Origin of the sequence: Ralstonia sp. OTU4908, assembly GCF_038440115.1 — a bacterium.
GTDB lineage: Bacteria > Pseudomonadota > Gammaproteobacteria > Burkholderiales > Burkholderiaceae > Ralstonia > Ralstonia pickettii.
The window spans coordinates 40,433-66,226 of the sequence record NZ_JASATD010000004.1 but is presented as its reverse complement, the minus strand read 5'-3'; the positions used below and the strand labels follow the sequence as shown (position 1 = coordinate 66,226).

Sequence of the window (25,794 nt, the reverse complement as noted above, 5' to 3'; positions counted from 1 at the left end):
GGCTTGCGCCGATGGGACGGATCAAGCCGGCACCGGAAGGCTGCCCGGCCGCGCGATGCGCATCGCCAGTTGCAGCAGGCCATCCCAGGGCTCGGCGGGCAGCGATGGTTCGCGCAATCCCTTGACCTGCCGATCAAGCTTGGCAGCCATGGAGAGCGCTCCCTCCAGCTCGCGCTGTGACAACCGCTGCGCAGCCTGCGGCACCAGCCGCTCGCGTGGGCCCCAGACGCGAAGCTCCCGCAGCATGGACGCCACTGGCTTGCCCTGGGCCGCGCCCGAGGCGATTTTTGATAATACGCGAATTTCTTCCGTCAACGTCCAGAGCACCAGGACGGTGGCCTCGCCCTCGCCGCGCAGGCCTTCGAGCATGCGCACCAGACGCGGCACATCGCCCGCCAGCATGGCTTCGGACAGCTTGAACACGTCGTACCGGGCCACATTGAGCACGGCATCGTGCACATCGTCGAACGTCAGCACACCGGGCGGATGCAGCAGACCGAGCTTCTGGATTTCCTGATGCGCGGCCAGCAGATTGCCCTCCACACGGTCGGCAATGAACTGGAGGGCGCGCCGGCCGGGCTCACCAGGCTCCACACGCTGCTGCTGGCGCGCCAGGCGCTCGCCGATCCAACCAGGCAGCTTGGTGCGATCCACCGAATCGACCTTGATCGACACGCCGGCGCCCTCCAGCGCCGCAAACCACGCCGACTTGGCGGTCGCAAAATCCAGACGCGGCAGCGTGATCAGCGTGACGGTATCGGCGGCCGGCCCGGACGGCGTGCCCGCAGCCAATGCGCGCAGTGCCTCGCCGCCATCCTTGCCGGGCTTGCCCGACGGAATGCGCAGCTCGACGATCTTGCGATCTCCGAACAGCGACATCGACTGCTGCGCCTCGGTCACGCGCGACCACGAGAAACCCCGCTCGACGCTCATCACCTCGCGCTCGGTAAAACCCTGCGCGCGCGCGGCCTGCCGCAGTGCGTCGACGGCTTCCAGCGCCAGCAGGTGCTCGTCGCCATGCACCACGTACAGCGGCGCGAGCCCCTTGGCAGTGGCCTGCTTCAGATGACCTTCGAGCGCATCGAGCCGCAATTGCATGGCAAACCTTGCCCTGATCCGCCGCTTACGACGGCAGCTTCACGGCACCCAGGCGCCGCACGAGCTGGTTGATCGTATCGCCCTGCATGTCCCGATAGAGCGCCGCTTCTTCGTAGTCCTTGGCGAGCACCTGCGTCTCGTTGTAAGAGAGATCGCGGAACTGCGTGATTTCCGACGGCGGGATCAGCAGGTTGTCGTGCGCATCGCGCAGCTGGAAGCGGAAGCGATACGTGATGCGGTACTCGCGCACCACGCCCTGCGGCGTGAGCGACGAGATGGTCTTCACGCGGTCTTCAGCCAGCACGTCGAGCAGCGCATCAGCGTCTTTCTTGTCCGACACGATGACGGTGTCGGAGCCGTTGTCGATCAACCGACGCAACTGCGCGCGCATCTGCGAGTTCTGCGGCAAGTTGATGTACAGCCGCTTGAACGCGAAGTCGGTATTGCCCCGCATGTGGAAACCGCAAGCGGACAGCGCCGGCAGCGCAAGCGCAAGCGCGAGGACAGAGCGGCCAAAGCGACGGCGGGACAAACCTCGGGACAACGACATAACCATGCGTTCCTTGAGTGGGATGGCCGATCAGGCCACCACGTTCACCAGACGGCCCGGCACCACGATGATCTTCTTGGGCGGCTTGCCTTCAGCAAATTTCTGAACCGCTTCATCCTTGGCGGCAATCGCTTCGATGGCAGCGCGGTCGGCATCGGCCGGCACAACGATGCTGCCGCGCACCTTGCCGTTGACCTGCAGCACAAGTTCGATCTCGCTCTGTACCAGGGCGCCTTCGTCGACCTGCGGCCACGGGGCGTCGAGCAAGTCGCCATACACGCCGGCGTAGCCCAGTTCCGTCCACAGCACGTGCGTGATGTGCGGCACCACCGGATACAGCACGCGCAGCAGCAACCCCAAGCCTTCGCGACGGGCGTCGGCACCGGCGTCCTTGGCGCCTTCCAGCGCGTTGAGCATCTTCATCGTCGCCGAGACAACGGTGTTGTACTGCAGACGCTCGTAGTCGTAGTTGGCTTGCTTGAGCACGGTGTACAGCTCGCGGCGCAGCGCGCGATCCGCGTCCGTGGCCCCCGCCACGAAGCCATTGCCGTGGCCGGTGCGAATGGCGTCAGCATGGGCCACGCCAAAGTTCCACAGACGGCGCAGGAAGCGCGAGGCGCCCTCCACACCGGCGTCGTTCCACTCGAGTTGTTGCTCGGGGGGCGCGGCGAACATCGTGAACAGGCGCGCCGTATCGGCACCGTATTGGTCGATCAACGCTTGCGGGTCGATGCCGTTGTTCTTCGACTTCGACATCTTTTCCACGCCACCGATCACCACCGGCTGGCCGTCGGCCTTGAGCGTGGCGCCCACCGGGCGGCCGCGTTCGTCGGTCTGCACGTCGACGTCGGCCGGGTTGATCCACTGCTTCTTGCCCGAGGCATCTTCGCGGTAGTACGTCTCGTTGAGCACCATGCCCTGCGTGAGCAGGTTGGTGAACGGCTCGTCGAATTTGACCAGGCCCAGGTCACGCATGACCTTGGTCCAGAAGCGTGCGTACAGCAGGTGCAGGATCGCGTGCTCGATGCCGCCGATGTACTGGTCCATCGGCATCCAGTAATCGTTGCGGGCATCGACCATGGTCTTGCCGTCCGGGCACGTATAGCGCATGTAGTACCAGCACGAATCGATGAACGTATCCATCGTGTCGGTCTCGCGGCGCGCGGGCTTGCCGCACGACGGGCACGTGCAATTCAGAAAGCGCGGGTCCTTGGCGAGCGGGTTGCCCGTGCCATCCGGAACGAGGTCTTCGGGCAGGCGCACCGGCAGGTCCTGCTCGGGAACCGGCACGACACCGCAGCTCTCGCAATGGATCAGCGGGATCGGCGTGCCCCAGTAGCGCTGGCGCGAAATGCCCCAGTCGCGCAGGCGCCAGGTGGTCTTCTTCTCGCCCAGGCCTTGTGCGGCCAGATCGGCAGCCACGGCGTCGACGGCCTGCTGATAGTTCAGGCCATCGTACTTGCCGCTGTGGAACAGGACGCCGTGTTCCTTATCGCCGTACCAGTCGGCCCAGGTGGTCGTGTCGTACGGCTGGCCGTTCACGTCGATCACCTGCTTGATGGGCAGGTGGTACTTGTTGGCAAAGGCAAAGTCGCGCTCGTCGTGCGCGGGCACGCCCATCACGGCGCCGTCGCCGTAGGTCATCAGCACGTAGTTGCCGACCCACACCGGCACGGATTCGCCTGTAAGCGGGTGCGTGACGTTCAGGCCGGTCGACATGCCCTTCTTTTCCATGGTCGCCATGTCGGCTTCCATGACGCTGCCGTGCTTGCATTCGTCGATGAACGCGGCGAGTGCCGGGTTCGTCAGCGCGGCGTGCGTAGCAATCGGATGCTCCGCGGCCACGGCGCAGAACGTCACGCCCATGATCGTGTCGGCGCGCGTGGTGAAGACGTACAGCTTGCCGTCGTTGATCAGCTTGCCGTCGTCACCGGAAATGTTGTGCGGGAAGGCAAAGCGCACACCCTCGCTCTTGCCGATCCAGTTCTGCTGCATCAGCTTGACGCGCTCGGGCCAGCCCAGAGCGTCAAGGTCGGAGAGCAGTTCCTGCGCATACTTCGTGATGCCCAGGTAGTACATCGGGATCTCGCGCTTTTCCACCACCGCACCCGAACGCCAGCCGCGCCCGTCGATCACCTGCTCGTTGGCGAGCACGGTCTGGTCGACCGGGTCCCAGTTCACGGTGCCGGTCTTGCGGTAGGCGACGCCCTTTTCGAGCATCTTCAGGAACAGCCACTGGTTCCAGCGGTAGTAGTCGGGGCTGCAGGTCGCCACTTCGCGCGACCAGTCGATCGCCAGGCCCATCGACTGCATCTGCTTCTTCATGTAAGCGATGTTGTCGTACGTCCATGCAGCCGGCGCCACGCCATTGTTCAGCGCCGCGTTTTCCGCCGGCATGCCGAAGGCGTCCCAACCCATCGGCATCAGCACGTTGTATCCCTTCATGCGCAACTGACGCGTCATCACGTCATTGATGGTGTAGTTGCGCACGTGGCCCATGTGCAGCTTGCCCGACGGATACGGCAGCATCGAGCACGCGTAGAACTTGGGCTTGTCCGAGCCGTCAGCAGCGCGCGCGTGTTCGGTCACACGGTAGGCATCCAGGGCCTGCCAGTGTTGCTGCGCTTGCTGTTCGACGTCGGACGGGGAGTATTTGTCTTGCATGGTGATGGGTCGCCCGGATGCCCCGGCGATTGCAGCCGCGCCGCCAACGCGCGCAGCCGGATTGGATAACGGAAAAGGCCCGATTATACCGTCGCCACCCGCCCCATCCGGGCGATCGCGAGCAGTGAAAAAGGCGCCGGACAGGCCTGCCAGCGCCTCCTGCCGCCAGCCTGATTACAGGCCGAGCACGTCGTTCATGTCGTACAAGCCCTTCTTGCCGGCCACGTAGACCGCAGCGCGCACGGCACCTTCTGCATACGACTGGCGCGTATTGGAGCGATGCGTGATTTCGATGCGCTCGCCGTCGCCGGCAAACAGCACGGTGTGATCGCCCACGATGTCGCCACCGCGCACGGTGGCAAAACCGATGGTGCCAAGCTGGCGCGGGCCGGTCTCGCCTTCGCGCGCATAGACCGCTCGATCGGCCAGCTTGGTGCCCTGCGCTTCGGCCACGATCTCGCCCATCTTGAGCGCGGTGCCCGACGGGGCGTCGATCTTGTGCTTGTGATGCGCCTCGATGATTTCGACGTCGTAGCCCTGCGCCAGGATCTTGGCGGCGACTTCGATCAGCTTGAATGTCGCGTTGACGCCCACGCTCATGTTGGGCGCCCACACCACGCCGATCGATTCGCCGTAGGTCTTGAAGCTGGCCTTCTGCTCGGCCGTGAAGCCGGTCGTGCCAATCACCACTGCAGTGCCCAACTCACGGGCCACGTTCAAGTGATTGAGCGTTGCGTCAGGACGCGTGAAGTCGATGAGCACGTCGGCTTGCGACAGACCCGCGCGCACGTCGTCAGTCACAATCACGCCGGTGGTCTTGCCCAGCTTGACGCCGGCATCCTGGCCCACGGCGTCGCTGCCCGGGCGGTCCAGCGCGGCGCCCAGCGTCACGCCGGGCGTGCGCAGTACGGTGTCGATCAGCATCTGGCCCATGCGGCCCGAGGCGCCTGCAATCGCGATTTTCATGTCGGTGGAAGCGAAAAGCTGCAAAAGAAAAACGGTCTGTAAAACGCACAAGCGGCGGAACCCGTCCGCCGCTCGCTCGAAGATGGTGTGCCGAAGCCTGGGCGCTCAGGGCGACGTCGTAGCCGGCGGCGGAACGCTGGTGTCGGTGCCGCCACCGCCCGTGCGGCGCTCCGGCAGCGTCACGTCAACACTGTTTTTGGAGCCGGCGGTCGATTGCACGCGGTCAGTCACCTCAGCCGACGGGATCGACGGTGCACGCGCTGCCGGCGCGGCGCCCGCAGCAGCTGCGGCTTGCGCGGCATCCTTCTTCGGGCGCTTGATGCCGTCGATCTCGGAAATCAGCTCCGACTCAGACGGCAGCTCATCGGCGCCCACCCACTTGGCGAGGCGGTCGCCATCAAACCACACCGTCAGCCGGCGCTCCTGCACAACTGACGTATTGCCACGCTTGAAAGAGAAGATGTAATCCCAGCGGTTGGCGTGGAACATGTCCGTCAGCAGCGGGGTACCGAGCACGAAGCGGACCTGGTCACGCGTCATGCCTTCCTTGAGTTGTGCAGCCTGTTCGCGCGAGACGAAGTTGCCTTGCACGATATCGATGCGATACGGCGTGATGGCATTGGCGATCTTGCGCGTGGTGCTGTCATAGGTGCCGCATCCGGCCAGCAACGCCGACGCGGCGAGCACCGCACCCACCAACAAGCCGCCGCGGCGGGCAAAGTGGGCAAAACGGACAGGACTGCGCGCAAAAGAAAAGGTCATGAGCGATCGGCCTTCAAACGGTTCCGGACAAACCGGTACGGGAGGAATCGGCGACGACCCAGACACATCGTGCAGGCCGGTCAATAGGACTTTTGCCGCCAAAACCCTTATGATTGGAATATCCGAACATTGTACTCTAGGGAGCCTGGCGCATGCCGAGTCCTGCAGACCTCAAGAACATCGGTCTGAAAGCCACGGTGCCGCGGTTGAAGATCCTCGAGATCTTTCAAACCAGCGAAGAGCGCCACATGAGCGCCGAAGACGTGTACCGCATCCTGCTCGCCGAGCACATGGACATTGGCCTGGCCACCGTCTATCGCGTGCTGACGCAGTTCGAGCAAGCGGGGCTGCTGTCACGCAACAACTTCGAATCCGGCAAGGCGATCTACGAACTCAACGAGGGCAAGCACCACGATCACCTGGTGTGCCTCGACTGCGGCCGCGTGGAAGAATTCTTCGATGCCGAGATCGAGCAGCGCCAGCAGAGCATCGCACGTGCGCGCGGCTTTGCGTTGCAGGAGCACGCGCTCTCGCTCTATGGCAACTGCACGAAGGAAGCCTGCCCGCATCGGCCAAAGCGCTGAAGCGTTGTCACCAAAAGGAAACGGCCGCATCGTCTGCGGCCGTTTTTCATTGGAGCGGCGAGAGGGCAGATGTCAGGCGGACAGCCGCGTCTCGTCCTCCTTTTCTGCGTCGCCCTGGCCGCCCTTTTCGGCCTTGCCATGCTCATTCGCCTGCACAGGCGAATGAGCCAGTGCGCCGGACGCTTGCCCGGTGTATTCGGCCACCACCTGCTTGAAGAGCTGACGCGCCCACACCAGCATTGGATGCGTGTTGCGGCTGCGGTGCCACAGCATGTTCAGGCCCAGCACGGTTTCCAGTTCCGTCGGCAGGGGGAATGCATTGAGGTCATACATCTTGCAGACCATATCCTTCATCAGCGAATTGACCGTGAAGATCATGTCGGTCTGGGCCGCCACTTCACCCTGGGTGCGCCAGCTATGCACCGTCATGGTCGAACTGCGCTTGAGGCCGCGCTGCTGCAAGGCGTAGTCCAGCGGAATCAGCGACGGCGCGACACGGCTGCCGGGGCTACCCTGCGCGATGAAGATATGCTCGCACTCGAGGTATTGCTCGAGTGTGCACCGGTCACCAAGGATCGGGTGGTCCTTGCGCGCGCAGACCCACAGGTTGAAGGAGGTCACGACCTCTTCCATGATCTCTGGGTGGCGCGTGGGGAATGGCGAGAACGCCAGGTCCAACTCATTGGCGCGCATGGCGGCCACATCGGCTTCCCACGAAGACGACTCGGTCAGACGCACCTGCAATGCCGGCGCCAGTCGCTTAATGCGCAGCAGGAAACGATCGAACAGCGCATCGCCCAGCGTGCCGGCAAAGCTGACGTTGAACGTACCGGTAGCCTCGGCGGGGTCAAACGCGGCGATATCGCCCTCATTGATGGCGGCCCACAGGTCGAGCATCTCGCGCACCTTCGGGCCCAGTTCAAGCGCCTTGGGCGTGGGCGTCAGACCGTGCGGCACGCGAATGAAAAGGGGATCGTCAAAGATCTCACGCAGACGGCCCAGCGAATGCGAGACAGCCGGTGCGGTCATGTGCATCTTCTCGGCCACGTAGGTGGCGTTGCGCTTACTGAGCAGCTCAACAAAAATCACCAGCAGCTTGGTATCGACGTTGACCATGGGACGCCTTGGCTCGAACACGTTGGAGACTGGAAAGGCAACCATTGCCGAGGCAACGGGCCGGACGCGACGTAAAAGCCCGCCACGTCACAATGTAGTATTTGTTGAGTGTACGGACTGCAACCCGATTTTCAAAGCGAATTCCTCTAACCAGAATTCGAAATTTGCCAATTCGCAAACGTTTTCGTTGCAGTCCATAACAAACGTCGATTTGTACCCAATCGACAACGCTTTGGGGAGACACCTCACCCGGACCGCAGGCCTATAAAAAAACGCGCCCGAAGGCGCGTTCTCTTTCGACTGCGTACTGGGTTGGATTACTTGCCCACCACACGTGCCATTTCCAGGCACTTGTTCGAATAACCCCACTCGTTGTCGTACCAGCTCACGACCTTGATGAAGGTGCCGTCCAGTGCGATGCCGGCTTCGGCGTCGAAGATCGAGGTGCGGGCATCGCCGCGGAAATCCGTAGCGACGACCTTGTCTTCGGTGTAGCCGAGCACGCCCTTCAGTGCGCCTTCGCTCTGTGCCTTCATTTCGGCGCAGATTTCAGCGTACGTGGCGGCGCTTTCCAGTTCAACCGTCAGGTCGACGACCGACACATCCGAGGTCGGCACGCGGAACGACATGCCGGTCAGCTTCTTGTTCAGCTGCGGAATCACCACGCCCACGGCCTTGGCGGCGCCGGTCGACGACGGGATGATGTTTTCCAGGATGCCGCGGCCGCCGCGCCAGTCCTTGTTGGACGGGCCGTCAACGGTCTTCTGCGTGGCAGTGGCAGCGTGCACGGTCGTCATCAGGCCGCGCTTGATGCCCCACTTGTCGTTCAGCACCTTGGCAACCGGTGCCAGGCAGTTGGTCGTGCACGAAGCGTTGGAGATGATCGCCTCGCCCTTGTACGTTTCGTGGTTCACGCCGTACACGAACATCGGGGTGTCGTCCTTCGACGGGGCCGACATGATCACCTTCTTGGCGCCCGCGTCGATGTGCTTCTGCGCGCCTTCCTTGGTCAGGAAGATGCCGGTCGATTCGATCACCACGTCGGCGCCGACTTCGCCCCACTTCAGCTCGGACGGGTCCTTCACGGCGGTCAGGCGGATCTTCTTGCCGTTGACGACGAGCGTGTTGCCGTCGACCGACACTTCACCGTCGAAGCGGCCGTGCACCGAGTCGTACTTCAGCATGTACGCTAGGTAGTCGGGCTCGAGCAGGTCGTTGATGGCAACAACTTCGATGTCCTTGAAGTTGGCGGCGGCGGCGCGGAACACCATGCGTCCGATGCGGCCGAAGCCGTTGATGCCGATCTTGATGGTCATGGTCAGTCTCCTGATAGCAGAAAAGAAATCGACGATGCGATAAAAACCAGCGCGGCACCTCGTGGGTGCCGCGTACGCAAATTCAGTTAAGCAATGACGCTCTTGGCGGTGTTCACCACGTTCTCGACGGTGAAGCCGAAGTGCTTGAACAGCACGCCTGCCGGGGCGGATTCACCGAACGTGTCGATACCGACCACGGCTTGCACCTGGTACTTCCACCAGAAATCGGTCACGCCTGCTTCCACGGCAATGCGCGGCACGCCGGCCGGCAGCACGCTCGCCTTGTAGGCCGCGTCCTGCTTATCGAACACGGTGGTGGCGGGCACGGAAACCACGCGCGCGTGGATGCCCTCGGCGGCGAGCTGGTCGGCTGCACCAACCGCCAGGCCGACTTCCGAGCCGGTGGCGATGATGACCACATCCGGCTTGCCGTTGGTGGCATCGCGCAGCACGTAGCCGCCGCGGGCGATGGCTTCGCGCGTGGCCGGGTTGCGCGCCTGGAACGGCAGGTTCTGGCGGCTGAAGATCAGGCAGCTCGGGCCGTTCTGGCGCTCGATAGCAGCGGCCCAGGCGACGGCGGTTTCGGTCGTGTCAGCGGTGCGCCAGACATCCATGTTCGGGATCAGACGCAGACTGGCAACGTGCTCGATGGATTGGTGCGTCGGGCCGTCTTCGCCCAGGCCGATGGAATCGTGGGTGAAGACGAAGATCGAGCGGATCTTCATCAGCGCGGCCATGCGCAGCGCGTTGCGGCTGTAGTCGGAGAACGTGAGGAACGTGCCGCCGTACGGAATGTAGCCGCCGTGCAGCGCGATGCCGTTCATGATGGCGCTCATGCCGAACTCGCGTACGCCGTAGTTGATGTGGTTGCCCCAGGCATCCACGCGCACGGCCTTGCTGCCGCTCCAGTTGGTCAGGTTCGAACCGGTCAGGTCGGCCGAGCCGCCCAGCAGCTCGCCCAGGACCGGGGCGTAGGCTTCAAGCGTGTTCTGGCTGGCCTTGCGGGTGGCGATGGTCTCGGCCTTGAGTTCGCACTTCTCGATGAACTCGTCGACGGCCTTTTCGAAGCTGGCGGGCAGTTCGCCGCGCATGCGGCGCTCGAATTGTTCGGCTTCGGCGGGGTAGCGGTCGGAATATGCATCGAACAGCGCGTTCCAGGCCTTTTCGAGCGCCTGGCCCTGTCCCTTGGCATCCCAGGCGTCGTACACGGCTTGCGGGACTTCGAACGGGGCGTGCGGCCAAGCCAGCGCCTCGCGCGCCGCGGCGATTTCAACGCCGCCCAGGGGGGCGCCATGCACGTCGTGGCCGCCTTCCTTGTTGGGCGCACCCTTGCCGATGAGCGTGCGGCAGCAGATCAGGGTCGGCTTGTCGGACTTCTTGGCCTCGGCAATGGCGGCGTCCACGGCGTCGACGTTGTGGCCGTCCACGGCGCGGATCACGTTCCAGCCGTAGGCTTCGAAGCGCTTCGGGGTGTCGTCGTTGAACCAGTGGACGACGTCGCCATCGATCGAGATGCCGTTGTCGTCCCACAGCGCGATCAGCTTGTTCAGCTTGAGCGTGCCGGCCAGCGAGCACGCTTCGTGGCTGATGCCTTCCATCAGGCAGCCGTCGCCCAGGAAGACGTAGGTGTGATGATTGACGATGTCAAAGCCCGGGCGATTGAATTCCTGACCCAGCAGACGTTCAGCAAGGGCCATGCCGACGGCGTTGGTGATGCCTTGGCCGAGGGGGCCGGTGGTGGTTTCCACGCCCGGGGTGATGCCGTATTCCGGGTGGCCGGCGGTCTTGCTGTGCAGCTGGCGGAAATTCTTCAGTTCCGACATCGGCAGGTCGTAGCCGGTGAGGTGCAGCAGCGCGTAGATCAGCATCGAGCCGTGGCCGTTGGACAGCACGAAACGGTCACGATCAGGCCAGCGCGGGTTCAGCGGGTTGTGGCGCAGGTGGCGGCTCCACAGTGCCACGGCAATATCCGCCATGCCCATCGGCGCGCCAGGGTGGCCCGAATTGGCTTGCTGGACGGCGTCCATGGCGAGCACGCGAATGGCGTTGGCCATCAACTGGGTAGGCTGGGTGGTGTTCGAGTGGAGGGCGGGGGCGGTCATGCGAACCTGCGGCAGGAGATAGGCGGGAAAACCGCGATTTTACCAGACGGGGATGACCCGGCTGGGGTGATCGCGGTCAGTAAAACGTGCTACGACGTCCCCTCCCCCGCCCGGCTTACCACTCCGCCACGGAACCGTCGGCGTGGCGCCACACGGGGTTGCGCCAATCGGGGGCTTCCTTGCTGCGTTCGATGACCAGCGCCTCGTCGATGTCCACGCCCAGGCCGGGCAGGCGCGGCGGGCGGATGTAGCCGCCTTCCAGAGCGAAATCGGCCTTGTTTCGCACGTAATCGAGCAGTTCGGCGCCCTTGTTGTAATGGATGCCCATGCTCTGCTCCTGCAACGTGGCGTTCCAGCTGACGAAATCCACGTGCAGGCAGGCGGCCAGCGCGATGGGGCCGAGCGGGCAATGCGGCGCCAGCGCCACATCATAGGCCTCGGCCATTGCGGCGATCTTCACGCATTCAGTAATGCCGCCGGCGTGAGACAGGTCCGGCTGCAGGATCGATACCCCGCCCGCTTCCAGCACGCGCTTGAAGTCGAAGCGCGAGAACATGCGCTCTCCCGCGGCGATGGGCAGATGCGTGTGTGCGGCCAGCCGGGCGTAGGTTTCAGCCTGCTCGGCAAGCACCGGTTCTTCGATAAACAGCGGGCGATACGGCTCCAGCTCCTTGATCAGCACCTTGGCCATCGGCGCAGACACGCGACCGTGAAAATCGAGCCCGAATTCGACGGTGTTGCCGAAAGCCGAGCGAATCTCTGCCACCTTCGCCACCGCGGCATCCACGGCGCGCGAGGTGTCGATGATGCCCATCTCTTCGCAGCCGTTGAGCTTGAAGTGGTCGAAGCCGCCGGCCTGCAGCGCCTTCATGCCGGCAATCACGTCGGCCGGGCGATCGCCGCCCACCCAGCTGTAGGTGCGCATCTTGTCGCGCACGAGGCCGCCAAGCAGTTCGTACACCGGCACGCCCAGCACCTTGCCCTTGATGTCCCACAGCGCCTGGTCGATGCCGGCGATGGCGCTCATCAGGATCGGCCCGCCGCGGTAGAAACCCGCGCGGTACATGGTCTGCCAGAGGTCGTTGATGCGGCTCGGGTCTTGGCCGATGAGGTAGTCGGACAGCTCGTGCACCGCCGCTTCCACCGTGCGCGCGCGGCCTTCGATGACGGGTTCGCCCCAGCCGGTGACGCCTTCGTCGGTCTCGACTTTCAGGAACATCCAGCGCGGCGGCAGGCGGTAAGTGGTCAGGCGGGTGATTTTCATGGATGGAATCGATGGTGCGTTCAGGTGCGGTCGGATTGGGCGCTGCGGTACGCGGTGACGAAGGCGCGCGCGCGTTCGGCGGTGCGCTCGACGGGCTGGCCCGGGCGATACAGGTCGCTGCCAAGCCCGGCGCCGATGCAGCCGGCGGCAAGGTAATCGACGAGGTTCTCCGGCGTGATGCCACCGACGGCAAACACCGGCACCTCGGCGGGCAGCACGGCCTTGAGCGCGCGCACGTAGCCCGGGCCGAGCGCGCCCGCCGGGAAGATCTTCAGCGCCTGCGCGCCCGCGTCGAGCGCGGCAAAAGCCTCGGTGGCGGTCATGCAGCCGATGCAGGAGACGAGCCCGGCCTGTGCGGCGGCGCGGATCACAGGCGCATGCGTGTTGGGCGTGACGACCAGCTTGCCGCCCGCCGCGACCATCTGGTCAACGTCTTGCGGGCGCAGCACGGTGCCTGCGCCGATCAAGGCGCGGTCACCGAAGGCGCGCGCGGCAAGTTGCACGCTCTGCGCCCAGTCGGGCGAGTTGAGCGGAATCTCGATGGCATCGAAACCCGCATCGACCAGCGCCTGCGTGTGCGCGAGCACCTCGTCAGGCCGGATGCCGCGCAGGATGGCGATCAGCGGAAGGTGGGTTGTCCAGGTCATTCGTGATAGAGCTGCGAGCGCCCGCCATCGATGAGGATGTCGGTCGCGTTGATGAAGCGCGCCTCGTCGGAGGCGAGGAACAGCGCGGTGTAGGCCACCTCTTCGGGCTCGCCGATGCGCTTGCACGGCAGCAGCTCGGCCTGGCGGCGGCGTTCGGCTTCGGGGTCAGGCGCGGCGGCAAAACCGGCCTCGGCAATCGGCGTGAGGATCAATCCTGGGGAAATCGAATTGACGCGGATTCCGCGCGCCGCATATTCGATGCCTAGCGCCCGCGTGAGGCCGATCAGCCCATGCTTGGCCACCGGATACGGAAACGCGCCGGGAATGATCTTGTGCCCATGCACCGAGGCAATGTTCACGATGCTGCCCGCCCCGCGCGCCAGCATATGCGGCAGCACGGCGCGCGCGCAGTGCCACGCGCCTTCCAGATCGACGGAAAGGCAGCGCGCCCAGTCGTCCTCGCTCAACTTGAGCGGATCGGAAAATACGTTGATGCCGGCGTTGTTGACCAGCACGTCGATGCCGCCAAAGCGCTCGACGCCGGCAGCGACCATCGCGTCAATCTGCGCGCGATCGCGTACGTCGGCTTGCACAAGGAGGATGTTGTCGCCGTTGCCAGCGCTGCTGCCAATTTCGGCGGCAAAGGCTTCGGCGCGCGCGTCACGCACCAGCGCGTTGACGATCACGCGCGCGCCGTGCTGGGCGAACAGCTTGGCGATCGCGCCGCCAATGCCTTGCGTGGCACCGGTTACCAGCGCGACCTTGCCCGCGAGGCGTGGCGGAAAAGACGTCGGAAAAGCAGTCATGCGTCGGGTCGATTCACGGTGAATTGATAGCTGCGCTGCAGGCTCTGCCCGGTGCCGAGAATGGTCAGGCCGTGGTCTTGCGGCAAGCCCGGCAGGTTGTGCGCATTGATGGCGTGGTCAACCGGCTCGAAGCAGAAGAAGTCGTACGCAACCGGCGTGTACAACACATAGCGCGACGTATCAGCGGTGATGCTCACAGACACGCGGCGGCTCGGCCAGACGATCTCGGCGCGGCCATCCCAGCCTTCAAAGCTGTGATTGATGGCGGCGCTGGCGTCCAGCTTCCGCAGCTTGCGAAAGTCTGCATCTGCAGATGGCGCATTCAGGACCGTCGGCAGATTGTCCGGCGCGGATTGCCACATGGCCGTGGCTCCCGCGCGCAACTGGACATCGGGCGTGCGGGGGAAAAACGGATGCACGCCCAGCCCGAATGGCAGCGGTGAGCCCTCGTTGCGTACCGTCAGCGCGATATTCAGCGTGTTGCCTGCCAGCGCGTAGCGCTGCAACGCGAGATAGCGGAACGGGCGGCCGTGATCGACCATCGCAGCGAGTTCAACCGACGTGGCTGTCTGCGAGACTGGGTGCCACGGCATCAGCCAGCCGTGACCATGCAGCGGAAACGGCTCGTCGCCACGCGTGCGCGGCACTTCGATGGTCCGCCCCCGGAACGGGAACCGCCCGCCGCCGATGCGGTTGGACCACGGCACCAGCGGAAAACAGGCGAGCGCTCTCGGATCGTGCAGCGCGGCTTCTGCTGTCCCCGGCCGGAAGATCGGCGCGACATCGCCGTCACGCAGCAGATCGAAACGCAGCAAGCCGCCACCGGCTTCGGGCAATACCTCGGCGCGTAGCGTGCCGTTTTCAAGCTGCAACGTAGGCATGGCCGAACCGGCCCTCCGGCAATCCGCGTACGTTGGGCACGGCAAGCTGCAAGGTCGCGCCTGCATTCACGTCTTCTGCGAGGCGATGCAGAGGCAAACCATCGCGCGCCGTCGTCAGATACAGCGTGTCGAGCGCCTCGCCGCCAAATGCCGGGCACGTGGGCTGCGATGCCGGCACGGACATGCGCGCCAGCACGCGCCCATCAGGTGCGTACCGCGTCAGTCGGTTGCCGCCCCACTCTGCGTTCCACAGACAGCCGTCTGCGTCGACAGTCGAGCCATCGGGCGAGCCTTTGTGGGCGCCATCGGCATCCTGGTCGCGCAGATCGGCGAAGACGCGAATATTGGCGACTTGGCCGGTCTGCCCGTCGTAATCGCACGCGTGGATGCGCCGGCTCCTCGTATCGCACCAATACAGGGTCGCACCGTCCGGGCTGAAGGCGATGCTGTTGGCAATGGCGATGTGGGGCAGCGCAAGGCGTTGCAGCGTGCCCACGGGGGTGAACCGATAGAAGCTGCCGGTCGGTTCCGGGCCGCCTTCGTGCATGGTACCGAAGACGTAGTTTCCGGAGCGGTCGGCACGGCCGTCATTGACGCGCATGGTCGGGTTGTCGGGCTCGACGTCGGCCAGCAGCGTGAGCGCGCCGGTACGCGTGTCGAAGCGGGCGATGTTTTTGGCAAGGCCCAGGATCAGCACGCCGGGCTCGTCCGTCAGCACGAAAGAGCCCACGCGTTGTGGCAGCGGCCATTGACGCTCCTGCCCCGTCGCCGGATCGTGCTGCCACAGCAGCGATTCCTGGATGTCGGTCCACCAGAGCACGCGTTGGGCGTTGTCCCAGACAATGCCTTCGCCCAGCGTACAGCGCAGATCGGACAGCGTGGTTGCGGTTGTCATCTGCACCCGCCTCACTCGCGACCGCCGCGGTTCTTCAACTGGTCCACCAGCACCGCCGCCAGCAGAATCGCGCCGCGCACCAGGTACTGATAGAACGCGTCGATATTCAGCAGGTTCATCGCGTTCTGCACGGTGCCCATGATCAAGACGCCGACCAGGACCCCGCTGATGGTCGCGCGGCCGCCGAGCAGCGACACGCCGCCCAGCACACAGGCCGAGATCACGTTCAACTCAAAGCCTTGCGCCGCATTCGGCTGGCCGCTGGTGATGCGCGCCGCCAGAATCACGCCGGCCAGCGCGGCAATCACGCCTTGGATCAGGAAGATGACGATGCGCGTCATGTTGACGTTCACGCCGGCCAGCCGCGCCGCCTCCGGGTTGCCGCCGATCGCCAGCGTATTCCGGCCGTAGATCGTCTTGTTGAGCAGCACACCAAACACCACGAAGCACAGCGCCGCGACCCACACCGGCGTCGGCACACCAAAAAAGATGGTGTTGCCGAGGTCGAAGAAATCCATGTCGGACACGCCCACCGCCTGCCCATGCGAGGCGATGAAGGCGAGGCCGCGCACGATTTCCATTGTGGCCAGCGTGGTGATCAGCGCATTGATCTTCAGCTTGGCGATCACGAAGCCATTGATGCCGCCGATGATCGCGCCTGCCACCAGGCTGGCGCCAATGCCGAGTGCAATGCTGCCGGTGGCGTTGATGATCATCGCGCAGAGCACGCCGGCAAACGCCACCGTGGAGCCGATCGACAAATCGAAATCACGCGACGCCAGACAGAACATCATCGTGCAGGCGACCATGCCGATCTGCGAGACCGACAGCGCAAGGCCGACCATGTTCTGCCACGAGAAGAAATACTCGACCGAGAACGACAGCGCGGCAAAGAGGATGGCGAAGATCAGCGGCAGGCTGAAATCGTCCAGCAGGCGAAGCAGGCGCGTCTTGTTCATGGCAGAGCCTGCCGATGCGGCGAGCGCATCGGAATGTTGCAGGGGTTGAGACTGGGACATCTTGGACTCCGGGGTTCTCATGCCGCCAGCGGCGGCAAAGGTGCGGACGGCAGCGGCGCAGATTCAGGCCGCAGCGCAAGCTTGAGCACGGCTTGCTCGTTCGCCTGTTCGCGCGGCAATTCGCCGGCGATGCGGCCTTCGCTCATCACCAGCACGCGGTCAGCCACACCGAGGATTTCCGGCAGCTCGCTGGAAATCATCAGCACGGCCACGCCGCGTTCGGCCAGCTCATACAGCACCTGGTAGATCTCGTTCTTGGCGCCGACGTCGATTCCGCGCGTCGGCTCGTCGATGATGAGCACGCGCATATCGTCTTCCGCCAGCCAACGCGCCAGGATCGCCTTCTGCTGGTTGCCGCCCGACAGCAGGCGGATCGGCTGCTCGCGGTTGGGTGTCTTGATGCGCAGGCGCGTGATGTAGTGATCGGCCGTCTTGGCTTCCTGCCGGTCGTTGACGAACAGGCGGAAGCGACGCTGGTTGCGCCGGCAGCTGATGTTGATGTTTTCCGACACCGAGCGGCAGCCGATGATGCCTTCTTCCTTGCGGTCTTCCGGGCACAGCACGATGCCCTGGCGGATGGCATCGGCAACGTCGCGGATGCGGATTGGCGCGCCGTCAAGCGTAAGACTGCCCCCCGTCTTGCGATCAGCGCCGTAAATCAATCGCGCGAGTTCCGAACGCCCCGCGCCCACCAGCCCGAACAGGCCGACGATCTCGCCACGGCGTACGGACAGGCTTGCCGGCTCGGCCAGCTTCGGGCCCATCAGGCCATCCACCTGCAGGCGCACGTCGCCCAGCGGCCGTGCGCGGTAATCGAAGATGTCGTCGATCTGGCGGCCGACCATCTGCGCGACCAGTTCGTCGCGCGTGACGTTGGCCATCGACGGCAAATCCGCCACCTTGCGGCCGTCGCGGAAGATCGTGCAGCCATCGCACAGCTCGAAAATCTCATCGAGCCGGTGCGAGATGTAGATCAGCGCACGCCCCTGCGCGCGCAGGTCTTTCACTAGGCGGAACAGGATGTCGGTCTCGCGGATCGACAGCGAACTCGTCGGCTCGTCCAGGGCAATCACACGCGCATCGCGCAGGATCGCCTTGCAGATCTCGACCATCTGGCGCTGGCCGATCGACAGGTGCTTCAGCTTGGCGCGCGGGTCCAGGTCGACGCCGATGCGGCCAAGCTGCTCGCGCGTCCAGGCCATCGCCTCGCGCTGACGGATGAACCCGCCGCTGGCCGGCAGGTGGCCCAGCAGCAGGTTGTCCATCACCGTCAGCTCGGGCACCGTCTGCAGCTCCTGGTGGATGACGGCAATGCCGGCATCCAGCGCCGCCCGCGTGGTCGGGAACGCCGTCGGCTTTCCCTCGACGACGATCTGCCCGCCATCGGGCTGGTAGTCGCCGCCCAGGATCTTCAACAGCGTCGACTTGCCCGCGCCGTTCTCGCCCAGCAACCCGTGCACGCGACCGCATTCGATGCTGAACGACACATCGGACAGCGCCCGCACACCCGGAAACACCTTGCTGATGCCACGAAACTCAAGAAACGCCGACATGGCAAGTCTCCTTCAACAACGTCATCCGCAAGATCACAGACCCATCTCTTGGCGGACGGCCTTTTCGTTGTCGCGCGTCATCAGGCGGCCGCTGGTCAGGATGAGCGGGTCCGGCGCCTTGTTGTTCTTGATCCACTCGTACATGTTGAGCGAGGTTTCATAGCCGTGGCGCTTCGGGCTGATCAGCACGGTGCCGAAGAAGCCGGTCTTCTCGGGCTTGGCGAACTCGTTGAGCGCCGACTGGCTGCCGCCGATCCCCACCCCGATGATGTCCGCCGGCTTCACGCCGTGGCCTTCCGCTGCGCGCACGGCACCGAGCACAGCTTCGTCATTCAGGCCGAAGGCGATCCAGTGCTTGAACTTCGGGTTCTTGGTCAGGGTGATGTTGGCGGCGTTGAAGGCGGCTTCGGTATCCGTCTTGGCCTGCGGGCTGGTCAGCACGTTGGCGGCCGGGAAGCCCGCCTTGGTGAGCGCGGCGACGGCGCCGTCGGTACGCTCCTTGGCGGTCGGCAGCTGGTCGTAGGCGATGCGGATGGCGCCGACCTCCGACAGGTTCCAGCCGCGCTTCTTCATCTCTTGCGCGATGGCATCGCCCACCTGCTCGCCGATCTTCGTGGCCGAGATGCCCATGTGCGGCACGGCTTCGATGGGCTTGCCGCCGCCATCCACCAAACGGTCATCCACCGTCATCAGCTTGAGGTTGTTCTGCTTGGCCTTGGCCACGACTGCAGGTCCGAGCTTCACGTCGGGCACGCAGATCACGAAACCCTGCGCGTGCTGCGCGCCCAGGTTGTCGATGGCCGTCAGCACTTCGCCGCCGCTGGGCACGCCGATCTTCACCAGCTTGAAGCCCTTCTCCTTGGCGGCCTGGTCTGCGAACTTCCATTCGTCCTGGAACCACGGCTCTTCGGGCTGCTTGACCAGGAAACCGATCTTCACGTCATCGGCTGCATGGGCAAACACTGTAAGGCCGCCGGCCATGGCGAAGAGCGTGGCGGCCGCAATGGCCTTGAATGTTCCGCGTCGTTGTTGTTGCATGTTTGTCTCCTTGCGATGCCGTCATTGCGGCATCTGTTCTGCGTTGGATGAAAGAGGGATGACGTGTGCGCCGGGCTCACGCCACCTTTAAGGTTTTGACCAGGCCGCGCTCGCGTGCGATGGCGATCGCGCCGCTGCCGGCCAGGTGCTCCTGCTGTTCACTGCTGGTGACGGTGACCTTGCCCGAGAAGAAATCGTCGTCCGACACCAGCACGGCCAGCGCTTCGCGCAGCAGCGGCTTGCCCGTGATGACGAACTGCGTGCCCGGATTCATGCGGATCGCGCTGCTGTTTTTCAGCGTGAGCAGATCCGCGCCCAGCACCGCGCCCAGCAGGAAGTTGGCCCGCGCATTGCGCTCGTAGATCGTGAACTGGCCCAGCGTGCGCACCATGAAGCAGGCGCGCCCCAGCCCGATGCTGCTGGCGCTGCGCGCGCCGGACAGCAACATTTCCGGATCGACCTCGGTGGCAAAGTCCGAGTCGAGCGCGTCGGCCAGGATGGTGTTGTGCGTGATCACGTGGAGCAGCTCGCCGGCCAGCGTGGTCACACAGCCGGTGATGCGCTGGTCGGCGTCCAGATGCACGAACTTCGAGTGCGACCCGGGCAGCACGATCACCGCCGGCTCCGTGATGCCAAGGCGCGAGACCAAACCCATGGTCTCGACCTCTTCGCCGCGCATCATGTCCATCGACTCGATGTTGTGCAGGCCGAGGTTGTCCACCGGATTGCGCACGCCCGGCACAAACCAGATCGGCTGGGCGCACACCTCGGGGATGCTCGCCTGCACCATCCCGGCAGCCAGGTCGCGCAGGCCGGCCGGCGCCATCAGGTGCGGGACCTCATGCAGGCCGACGTTGGAGGTGATCATGCCGGACGCCAGCACCAGGTCGACCTGGCCCATGCCGAACCCGGCCTTCTGCAGTGCAGCGTCAATGGTGTCCTGCACGCCGCGCTGCAGCGTCGTCCGGTTGCCCGTGATGGCGGTATCGCGCACGCCAACCTGGCGCGCAGCCTGGCAGAGCGCAACGTCATCGCGCCAGACCGTGACGCGTGTGTTGGTGGTACCGGTATCGATGGTGAGGATGTTCATGCGTGGCATTGCTTGGTGTGACTTGGGACACGGCCCGGGTTAAAACCATCCATGAGCCGCAGCGGGCGGCCCCAGGTTGACTTGATCACTGCCGCCGCTCATGAGGACGTCGTCCGGAAACAGCAGCGTCGCGGGGTCAAGCTGGGGGTGCGTACCACGATCATGAGCGGTTTTTTAGAACGAGTGAACGATACCCGTATAGGCACCCAGCTGGTTCTTGCCCGGGGCCGGGTTGTTGTTGGTCGCTTCCACCGAGAAGTTGGCGGTGGCGCTGTTCTGCACGGTGCCCACGCTCGCGTACAGCATCGTGCGCTTGGACAGGTTGTAGTTCGCGCCGGCCATGAACAGGTTGGCGTTGCCGCCGCCGTGGTTCACGTTCACGCGATAGGCCGCGCCGATGAGCGTCAACGCCGGCGTGAGTTCGTAATTGATGCCCAGCCAATAATGGTTGGCCTTGGTCGGGGCGCCCGCTGCCGCGTCGGGGGCCGACAGGTTTTCATACACCGCAAACAGCTTCGCCTTGCCGATCGTGTACGTACCGCCGAAGGTCGCTTCCTTCGAGAAGTTGAAGATGTCGCTGAACTTGCCGTTGCCGTCGCGGATCACGTCGTAAATCGCGCGCACTTCCAGCGGACCGGCGGAGTAGACGGCGGATACGCCATCGCGCCGGCTGTTCGTGAAGGAGCCCGGCTGCTCGCCCAGCCCGGTCTGCAGACCGATCTGGAAGCCGCCCCAGGTCGGGCTTTGATATTCGACGATGTTGTTGGCACCCGGCCAGTTGCGCCCGCGCACGAGCGTGGCCGAGCCGATGAACTGCTGGCCGGTCGGGTCGAGGAACCAGACGTCGTTGCTGATGAAGAGGTTCTTGCCGGCCGTCAACGTGCCCCAGGTGGGGCTTGAGAGGCCGACGTACGAACGGCGGTTGAACAGCGCATCGCCGTTGGTTTTGCCCTGGGCTGCGCCGAAGCCGGATTCGAGCCGGAATACTGCCTGCAGACCACCGCCCAGATCCTCCTTGCCCATGAACCCGAACATGCTGGTCCCCCACTGGTTGTCGGCGGCGCGCCAGAGGCTGCCGCCCGGCGCGGTCGCGGTGGGGGCGACGTTGTTCTGGTAGTCGATGCCGCTGGCGACGCGGCCGTACAGCGTGACGCTGGTTTGTGCGAGGGCGGGAGCGGTCCAGCCAGCGAGCGCGAAGGTGAGCCCAAGCGCGCACGCCGACATCCCGCGAACAGCGGTGGTTCGATTCATGACGTCTCCTGAAATGTTTTTGTAGGCGGGGTCCGGTGCGCCGCGCGGTTTGAGATCGCTGGAGGCACACACCAGGCATCGTCACCGTCCCCAGGCGCATTTGTAGTCGGGGCCGCCTTAACGTGGCAAACTACAAATTCTTCGTTGGACGTTAAATTTTTCTTAACGAGAACGCATGCCGCGGCGCCTCCCTCCCCTTAATGCATTGCGCGTCTTTGAAGTCGCGGGCCGACACCTGAGCTTCAGCCGGGCCGCAGACGAGCTTTGCGTAACGAACGCCGCCGTCAGCCACCAGATCAAGCAGCTCGAAGACCATCTGGGCAAGAAGCTCTTCGCACGCCGCAACAACCAGCTCACGCTCACGGACGCGGGCGACAACTACCTGCCCCGCGTGCGGGACGCCCTGCGTGCGCTCGAACAAGCCACCGACCTGTTGATGGACACCGCCGATGCGCCCCTGCGCGTGGCTGTGCCGCCAACCTTTGGCGCCAAGTGGCTGGTGCCGCGCCTGTATCGCTTCTTCAACCAGCACCCCCACGTACGCGTGGAGGTATCGACCGCCGATGTGCAGGACCACGGCCAGTTCGATCTGTGCATCGACGACCGCCAAGTCAACGCGCCGAACCTGCGCGTCGAGTGGTTCACCTCCACCGATTTCTTTCCGGTATGCAACGCCACGCTGCAGGCCGCGATTCGGATGCCGCAGGACCTCGCCGCACAGACGCTGCTACACGAGCGCGGCGGACGGCACCTCGCGCACCATCCGACGTGGCGGCAATGGCTGGATGAAGTCGGCGTCGCGCACATCGACGCCACGCGCGGCCCAGCGTTTTCCGAGGCGCTGATGGCCCTGCAGGCCGCCATTGACGGCCAGGGCGTGGCGCTCGGCCAGGGCATCCTCGTCGAATACGACATCGCCGCCGGACGCCTGATGCGGCCGCTGGCGACTGAAGCCTCGCTGCGCCTGTCGTACTACCTGATCCACCCGCACCAGGCGGCCGAGCACGCAGGCTTTGCACCGTTCCGCCAATGGCTCGTCGATGAAGTGGCACGTAGCGGCGGGCGGCCGCGCAACCAGTCGGCGGCAGGCGAGGTGTTTTGATTTCTTTTTGATTGTGGTGCGGCCGGCGCTCTACACTACCCGTCCCTGGTTGCCTTGCGCCGAAGAAGGAGCCCGCCATGAGCTTTCCCCGCCCCGCCAACACGCCGTGGCTCGTCCCGTACCTGACCGTGCGTGACGCATCGGCCGCCATCGCCTTCTATCGCAACGCGTTCGGCTTTGGCGTGCAGGATGAGGTGCACGACCATGGCCGCCCCATCCACGTCGAGATGACCTACCAGGGCCAACTCATGCTGATGTTTGCACCCGAAGGTGTCTTCGGCTCCACCGCAAAAGCCCCGGCCGGCGCGGGCTTCGAATGCCCGCAGAGCTTCCATCTGTATTGCGACGACGTCGACACCGCGTACCAGCACGCGCTCGATCAGGGCGCCACGTCGATCATGGCGCCGCACGATGCCTTCTGGGGCGAGCGCTATGCCGCCGTGCGCGATCCCGACGGCTATCGCTGGGGCCTCGCCTGCCGGCCCGCAGCGGCCTGATCGCGCCATCGCCTGATCGCCTTACCCGATTCACCACAAGGATTGCTGTAATGGGGCTTCCCCGTTTTTTCGTCGATACGCCGCTCGCTCCCAACACCACTGTCACACTGCCCGAGGCTGTCACGCGCCACATCCACGTGCTGCGCTTGGCCGTTGGCGATGACGTCTGCCTGTTCGATGGCTCGGGCCACGAATTCCGCGCGCGGCTCGATGCCATCAACAAGCGCGATGCCACTGCCAGCCTTGCCGACGCCACGCAGCCCGACACCGAAGCGCGCTACGCCATCACGTTGGCACAAGGCATTGCCGGTGGCGACAAGATGGATTGGTTGATCGAGAAGGCCGTCGAGCTGGGCGTGCATGCCGTCACCCCGCTACAGACCGAACGCGCCGTGGTGCGCCTCTCTGGCGAGCGCGCCGCCAAGCGCGTGCAGCACTGGCAGGCACTGGTGCAAGCCGCCTGCGAGCAATGCGGCCGCGCCCGCGTGCCGGCGGTCGCACCGGTGAGCACGCTGCGCGAATGGCTTGCCGCCGCCCGATCCACCGACGCGCCGCGCGTGTTGCTGTCGCCGCGTGGCACGCAATCGCTTACGCAGTGGGCGGTGCAGTCGCGCACGCGCATCGAAGGCAGCGGCATCGTCCTGCTGATCGGCCCCGAAGGCGGTCTTTCGCCCGACGAAGAAGCGCTTGCCGAATCTGCGGGTTTCTTACCACTGACACTCGGGCGACGTATTCTGAGAACGGAATCGGCGGCGCTTGTGGCCGTCTCCGCGCTGCATGCCGTGCTCGGCGAGTTCTAAGTTCTGACGACGAAACACTGACCGTTACTGGCCGTTTGATCCCACCGGCGGGCCCTTCCCTCCATACCCGCCATTGACCAAAGGAGCTTCATCATGGGTCTACTCGATTCGATTCTCGGCGGCGGCAACGACGCCAGCGGCGCGCAATCGTCCTTGCTGGGCAACAAGAAGGTGCTGCTGGCCGTGGGCGTGCTGGCCTATCTGGCGATGAAGCACAAGTCGCAAGGCGCGGGCGATGCGGCCGCGCCCCAGGGGCAGGAAGAACAGGGCGGCGGCCTGTTCGGTTCGCTCGGTGGCCTGCTGGGTGCGGCAGGGGGTGCCGGCGCGCTGGGCGGCTTGCTCGGCGGCGCTGGCGGAGCGGGTGGCCTTGGCGGTCTGCTCGGCGGCTTGCTGGGCGGCGGCAGCGGTAATGCAGATCAGGCAGCGGTGGGTGGCATTGGGCCGCTGCAGCAGATCCTGGAACAAGCCGGTCTGGGCGAACAGGTGAAATCGTGGATCGGCAATGGTCAGAACTTGCCGGTGTCGGGCGAGCAGATCACGCAGGCACTGAGCGGCACAGGTGCGTTGGAGGAGGTGTCGAAACTGGCCGCCCACCTGGGTATCAGCGAAGGCGACCTCGCCAACCACCTCGCTGAAGGCCTGCCCGAAGCGGTCAACCACCTCACGCCGCAGGGCGCAGTGCCGGCGGCCTGAACGCCATCGCTGCACAGAGAAAAGCCCGCAATTGCGGGCTTTTTTACGAGGGCCATCAAGCCGCGCCGTAGGCTGTTCGACCCGCGTCGCGCAGGGCCTGCACCACATGCAGCGCAGCCGGAGACAGCAACCGGTCGGTGCGCGTGATGATGCCAAAATCGTCCATCTGGCATGGCATCGGCAACGGAAGCATCGCCAGCATGCGGTACGACGCGTAGTACTGCGCGACATCGGTGCCGATCACGGCCAACATGTCGCTCTGCTCCAGGATGCGCGTCAGGAAGAGCAACGCGGAAGTTTCCACCACGCTGGACGGCGCTGTCAGGCTCTCCCGTTGAAACATCAGATCGAACCGGTGACGCAGCACACTGCCGATAGGCGGCACCACCCAGGTGGCTGTCTGCACATCGGCCAGCGTCAGCGACGGTTCTGACAGCAGCGGATGCCCCGGCCGCGCCACCGCAACCACCGGCTCGTCGGCCAGCGGCTCGTAGCGCAGGTGCAGTTTGTCGTGCTCGGCAAACAGCCTGCCGACCACCAGGTCGAGCTTGTCCTGCGCCAGGCGTTCGAGCAGCACGTTGCTGCTTTCGATTTCGAGCGATACCCGCAACCCCGGATGCTCGCGCGTGATCTGCGCCACCACCGGCGGCAACAGCCGCACGCCCGGCGAGGTGATGGTGCCCACCGCCACGTGCCCCAGGTGGCCGGCCTTGAGGCCGAGTACTTCCTCCTGCGCCTGATCCAGGCTGCCGACGACTGCGCGCGCGTGCCGGATCAGCGCATCGCCATAGCGCGTGGGCCGCATGCCGCGCGGCATGCGTTCGAACAGCTGCACATCCAGCATGGCTTCCAGCTCGCGCAGCAGCTTGGACGCGGCGGGCTGCGTCATGTTGAGCGCAGCGGCCGCCCGATGGATGTTGCCCTCCTCGGCCAGGGCGATCAGCAACAACAGTTGTCGCGTCTTCAGGCGCGCACGGACATACCAGGGGCTGTTCGACATCGGGTCTTCCTCGAGATATCAAATCGGATATCGGTCACGGCCAATATTTCATTGGAAGGATATCAGGGCGCTCCGTACACTCGGTCCGATCAAAAAACCA

The 25,794-nt window shown here is 64.8% G+C and carries 24 protein-coding genes; 5 read left to right on the top strand and 19 right to left on the bottom strand.

The genetic code is table 11. From position 1 onward, the window contains the following. Positions 1 to 21: 21 nt before the first annotated feature. From holA to AAHM38_RS05195, 5 genes are all read right to left on the bottom strand, one after another. Positions 22 to 1,098 (bottom strand): DNA polymerase III subunit delta, encoded by a 1,077-nt coding sequence (gene holA, locus AAHM38_RS05215; protein WP_012762888.1) that lies wholly within the window; start codon positions 1,096 to 1,098, stop codon positions 22 to 24. 25 nt (positions 1,099 to 1,123) lie between these two features. Beyond that, the gene (locus AAHM38_RS05210; RefSeq protein WP_012762889.1) at positions 1,124 to 1,648 is read right to left on the bottom strand and encodes an LPS-assembly lipoprotein LptE; all 525 of its coding nucleotides are present in this window, start codon (positions 1,646 to 1,648) and stop codon (positions 1,124 to 1,126) included. A gap of 30 nt (positions 1,649 to 1,678) precedes the next feature. Next, complete coding sequence (gene leuS, locus AAHM38_RS05205; RefSeq protein ID WP_012762890.1) at positions 1,679 to 4,312, bottom strand: leucine--tRNA ligase; 2,634 nt, start codon at positions 4,310 to 4,312, stop codon at positions 1,679 to 1,681. A 174-nt stretch (positions 4,313 to 4,486) separates the two neighbouring features. Further along, a complete protein-coding gene (gene dapB / locus AAHM38_RS05200; protein WP_012762891.1) occupies positions 4,487 to 5,278 on the bottom strand; it encodes a 4-hydroxy-tetrahydrodipicolinate reductase in 792 nt (263 codons plus the stop codon). 105 nt (positions 5,279 to 5,383) lie between these two features. Further along, positions 5,384 to 6,040, bottom strand: a complete 657-nt coding sequence (locus AAHM38_RS05195; protein ID WP_012762892.1) for an outer membrane protein assembly factor BamE — start codon at positions 6,038 to 6,040, stop codon at positions 5,384 to 5,386. A gap of 152 nt (positions 6,041 to 6,192) precedes the next feature. Between AAHM38_RS05195 and fur the strand changes: the two genes are divergently transcribed. Then, complete coding sequence (fur, locus tag AAHM38_RS05190; RefSeq protein ID WP_004632868.1) at positions 6,193 to 6,624, top strand: ferric iron uptake transcriptional regulator; 432 nt, start codon at positions 6,193 to 6,195, stop codon at positions 6,622 to 6,624. 72 nt (positions 6,625 to 6,696) lie between these two features. Here the strand turns inward: fur and AAHM38_RS05185 are convergent, their stop codons facing one another. The 13 genes from AAHM38_RS05185 to AAHM38_RS05125 all read right to left on the bottom strand — a co-directional run bounded on the left by AAHM38_RS05185 (position 6,697) and on the right by AAHM38_RS05125 (position 21,602). Continuing rightward, entirely contained in the window at positions 6,697 to 7,740 is a 1,044-nt protein-coding gene (locus AAHM38_RS05185) for a LysR family transcriptional regulator (RefSeq protein WP_012762893.1), read from the bottom strand. A gap of 317 nt (positions 7,741 to 8,057) precedes the next feature. Further along, the gene (gap, locus tag AAHM38_RS05180; RefSeq protein WP_009241512.1) at positions 8,058 to 9,056 is read right to left on the bottom strand and encodes a type I glyceraldehyde-3-phosphate dehydrogenase; all 999 of its coding nucleotides are present in this window, start codon (positions 9,054 to 9,056) and stop codon (positions 8,058 to 8,060) included. Positions 9,057 to 9,142: 86 nt separating this feature from the next. Beyond that, positions 9,143 to 11,158, bottom strand: a complete 2,016-nt coding sequence (gene tkt / locus AAHM38_RS05175) for a transketolase (RefSeq protein ID WP_012762894.1) — start codon at positions 11,156 to 11,158, stop codon at positions 9,143 to 9,145. Between the two features lie 115 nt (positions 11,159 to 11,273). Beyond that, the gene (gene dgoD, locus AAHM38_RS05170; protein ID WP_012762895.1) at positions 11,274 to 12,422 is read right to left on the bottom strand and encodes a galactonate dehydratase; all 1,149 of its coding nucleotides are present in this window, start codon (positions 12,420 to 12,422) and stop codon (positions 11,274 to 11,276) included. Positions 12,423 to 12,442: 20 nt separating this feature from the next. Next, the gene (locus tag AAHM38_RS05165) at positions 12,443 to 13,069 is read right to left on the bottom strand and encodes a 2-dehydro-3-deoxy-6-phosphogalactonate aldolase (RefSeq protein WP_012762896.1); all 627 of its coding nucleotides are present in this window, start codon (positions 13,067 to 13,069) and stop codon (positions 12,443 to 12,445) included. Next, positions 13,066 to 13,875: an SDR family oxidoreductase gene (locus tag AAHM38_RS05160; protein ID WP_012762897.1), complete on the bottom strand. Its 810-nt coding sequence runs from the start codon at positions 13,873 to 13,875 to the stop codon at positions 13,066 to 13,068. Before AAHM38_RS05160 ends, AAHM38_RS05165 begins: the two co-directional genes overlap by 4 nt. Further along, positions 13,872 to 14,756 carry an aldose 1-epimerase gene (locus tag AAHM38_RS05155; RefSeq protein ID WP_012762898.1) on the bottom strand — a complete coding sequence of 295 codons (885 nt, stop codon included), beginning with the start codon at positions 14,754 to 14,756 and terminating at the stop codon, positions 13,872 to 13,874. The genes AAHM38_RS05160 and AAHM38_RS05155 overlap by 4 nt, the downstream gene beginning before the upstream one ends. Continuing rightward, positions 14,737 to 15,651, bottom strand: a complete 915-nt coding sequence (locus AAHM38_RS05150) for an SMP-30/gluconolactonase/LRE family protein (RefSeq protein ID WP_012762899.1) — start codon at positions 15,649 to 15,651, stop codon at positions 14,737 to 14,739. The genes AAHM38_RS05155 and AAHM38_RS05150 overlap by 20 nt, the downstream gene beginning before the upstream one ends. An 11-nt stretch (positions 15,652 to 15,662) precedes the next feature. Further along, complete coding sequence (gene araH / locus AAHM38_RS05145; protein ID WP_012762900.1) at positions 15,663 to 16,670, bottom strand: L-arabinose ABC transporter permease AraH; 1,008 nt, start codon at positions 16,668 to 16,670, stop codon at positions 15,663 to 15,665. A 17-nt stretch (positions 16,671 to 16,687) separates the two neighbouring features. Next, positions 16,688 to 18,223, bottom strand: coding sequence for an L-arabinose ABC transporter ATP-binding protein AraG (araG, locus tag AAHM38_RS05140; RefSeq protein WP_012762901.1), 1,536 nt, complete (start codon positions 18,221 to 18,223; stop codon positions 16,688 to 16,690). Positions 18,224 to 18,256: 33 nt separating this feature from the next. After that, complete coding sequence (locus tag AAHM38_RS05135) at positions 18,257 to 19,261, bottom strand: arabinose ABC transporter substrate-binding protein (protein ID WP_012762902.1); 1,005 nt, start codon at positions 19,259 to 19,261, stop codon at positions 18,257 to 18,259. Positions 19,262 to 19,337: 76 nt separating this feature from the next. Then, on the bottom strand, positions 19,338 to 20,351 hold the full coding sequence (locus tag AAHM38_RS05130; protein ID WP_012762903.1) for a 2-dehydro-3-deoxygalactonokinase: 1,014 nt from the start codon (positions 20,349 to 20,351) through the stop codon (positions 19,338 to 19,340). A 174-nt stretch (positions 20,352 to 20,525) separates the two neighbouring features. Next, positions 20,526 to 21,602: a porin gene (locus AAHM38_RS05125; protein WP_012762904.1), complete on the bottom strand. Its 1,077-nt coding sequence runs from the start codon at positions 21,600 to 21,602 to the stop codon at positions 20,526 to 20,528. A gap of 175 nt (positions 21,603 to 21,777) precedes the next feature. Here AAHM38_RS05125 and gcvA point away from each other — a divergent pair, with 175 nt between their 5' ends. The 4 genes from gcvA (at position 21,778) to AAHM38_RS05105 (ending at position 24,694) form a co-directional block, all read left to right on the top strand. Continuing rightward, entirely contained in the window at positions 21,778 to 22,704 is a 927-nt protein-coding gene (gene gcvA / locus AAHM38_RS05120; protein ID WP_009241523.1) for a transcriptional regulator GcvA, read from the top strand. 77 nt (positions 22,705 to 22,781) lie between these two features. Continuing rightward, positions 22,782 to 23,201 (top strand): VOC family protein, encoded by a 420-nt coding sequence (locus AAHM38_RS05115; protein ID WP_012762905.1) that lies wholly within the window; start codon positions 22,782 to 22,784, stop codon positions 23,199 to 23,201. Between the two features lie 50 nt (positions 23,202 to 23,251). Further along, positions 23,252 to 24,001, top strand: a complete 750-nt coding sequence (locus tag AAHM38_RS05110; protein ID WP_012762906.1) for a 16S rRNA (uracil(1498)-N(3))-methyltransferase — start codon at positions 23,252 to 23,254, stop codon at positions 23,999 to 24,001. A 93-nt stretch (positions 24,002 to 24,094) separates the two neighbouring features. Further along, a complete protein-coding gene (locus tag AAHM38_RS05105; RefSeq protein ID WP_012762907.1) occupies positions 24,095 to 24,694 on the top strand; it encodes a YidB family protein in 600 nt (199 codons plus the stop codon). 55 nt (positions 24,695 to 24,749) lie between these two features. On the opposite strand, the gene AAHM38_RS05100 is transcribed toward AAHM38_RS05105, so the two are convergent. Next, a complete protein-coding gene (locus AAHM38_RS05100) occupies positions 24,750 to 25,694 on the bottom strand; it encodes a LysR family transcriptional regulator (protein ID WP_012762908.1) in 945 nt (314 codons plus the stop codon). Positions 25,695 to 25,794: the final 100 nt, after the last annotated feature.

Coding starts and splice junctions, on each gene's coding strand:
- holA (WP_012762888.1), bottom strand. CDS start 1,098: ATGCAATTGCGGCTCGATGCGCTCGAAGGTCATCTGAAGCAGGCCACT.
- AAHM38_RS05210 (WP_012762889.1), bottom strand. CDS start 1,648: ATGTCGTTGTCCCGAGGTTTGTCCCGCCGTCGCTTTGGCCGCTCTGTC.
- leuS (WP_012762890.1), bottom strand. CDS start 4,312: ATGCAAGACAAATACTCCCCGTCCGACGTCGAACAGCAAGCGCAGCAA.
- dapB (WP_012762891.1), bottom strand. CDS start 5,278: ATGAAAATCGCGATTGCAGGCGCCTCGGGCCGCATGGGCCAGATGCTG.
- AAHM38_RS05195 (WP_012762892.1), bottom strand. CDS start 6,040: ATGACCTTTTCTTTTGCGCGCAGTCCTGTCCGTTTTGCCCACTTTGCC.
- fur (WP_004632868.1), top strand. CDS start 6,193: ATGCCGAGTCCTGCAGACCTCAAGAACATCGGTCTGAAAGCCACGGTG.
- AAHM38_RS05185 (WP_012762893.1), bottom strand. CDS start 7,740: ATGGTCAACGTCGATACCAAGCTGCTGGTGATTTTTGTTGAGCTGCTC.
- gap (WP_009241512.1), bottom strand. CDS start 9,056: ATGACCATCAAGATCGGCATCAACGGCTTCGGCCGCATCGGACGCATG.
- tkt (WP_012762894.1), bottom strand. CDS start 11,158: ATGACCGCCCCCGCCCTCCACTCGAACACCACCCAGCCTACCCAGTTG.
- dgoD (WP_012762895.1), bottom strand. CDS start 12,422: ATGAAAATCACCCGCCTGACCACTTACCGCCTGCCGCCGCGCTGGATG.
- AAHM38_RS05165 (WP_012762896.1), bottom strand. CDS start 13,069: ATGACCTGGACAACCCACCTTCCGCTGATCGCCATCCTGCGCGGCATC.
- AAHM38_RS05160 (WP_012762897.1), bottom strand. CDS start 13,875: ATGACTGCTTTTCCGACGTCTTTTCCGCCACGCCTCGCGGGCAAGGTC.
- AAHM38_RS05155 (WP_012762898.1), bottom strand. CDS start 14,756: ATGCCTACGTTGCAGCTTGAAAACGGCACGCTACGCGCCGAGGTATTG.
- AAHM38_RS05150 (WP_012762899.1), bottom strand. CDS start 15,651: ATGACAACCGCAACCACGCTGTCCGATCTGCGCTGTACGCTGGGCGAA.
- araH (WP_012762900.1), bottom strand. CDS start 16,670: ATGTCCCAGTCTCAACCCCTGCAACATTCCGATGCGCTCGCCGCATCG.
- araG (WP_012762901.1), bottom strand. CDS start 18,223: ATGTCGGCGTTTCTTGAGTTTCGTGGCATCAGCAAGGTGTTTCCGGGT.
- AAHM38_RS05135 (WP_012762902.1), bottom strand. CDS start 19,261: ATGCAACAACAACGACGCGGAACATTCAAGGCCATTGCGGCCGCCACG.
- AAHM38_RS05130 (WP_012762903.1), bottom strand. CDS start 20,351: ATGAACATCCTCACCATCGATACCGGTACCACCAACACACGCGTCACG.
- AAHM38_RS05125 (WP_012762904.1), bottom strand. CDS start 21,602: ATGAATCGAACCACCGCTGTTCGCGGGATGTCGGCGTGCGCGCTTGGG.
- gcvA (WP_009241523.1), top strand. CDS start 21,778: ATGCCGCGGCGCCTCCCTCCCCTTAATGCATTGCGCGTCTTTGAAGTC.
- AAHM38_RS05115 (WP_012762905.1), top strand. CDS start 22,782: ATGAGCTTTCCCCGCCCCGCCAACACGCCGTGGCTCGTCCCGTACCTG.
- AAHM38_RS05110 (WP_012762906.1), top strand. CDS start 23,252: ATGGGGCTTCCCCGTTTTTTCGTCGATACGCCGCTCGCTCCCAACACC.
- AAHM38_RS05105 (WP_012762907.1), top strand. CDS start 24,095: ATGGGTCTACTCGATTCGATTCTCGGCGGCGGCAACGACGCCAGCGGC.
- AAHM38_RS05100 (WP_012762908.1), bottom strand. CDS start 25,694: ATGTCGAACAGCCCCTGGTATGTCCGTGCGCGCCTGAAGACGCGACAA.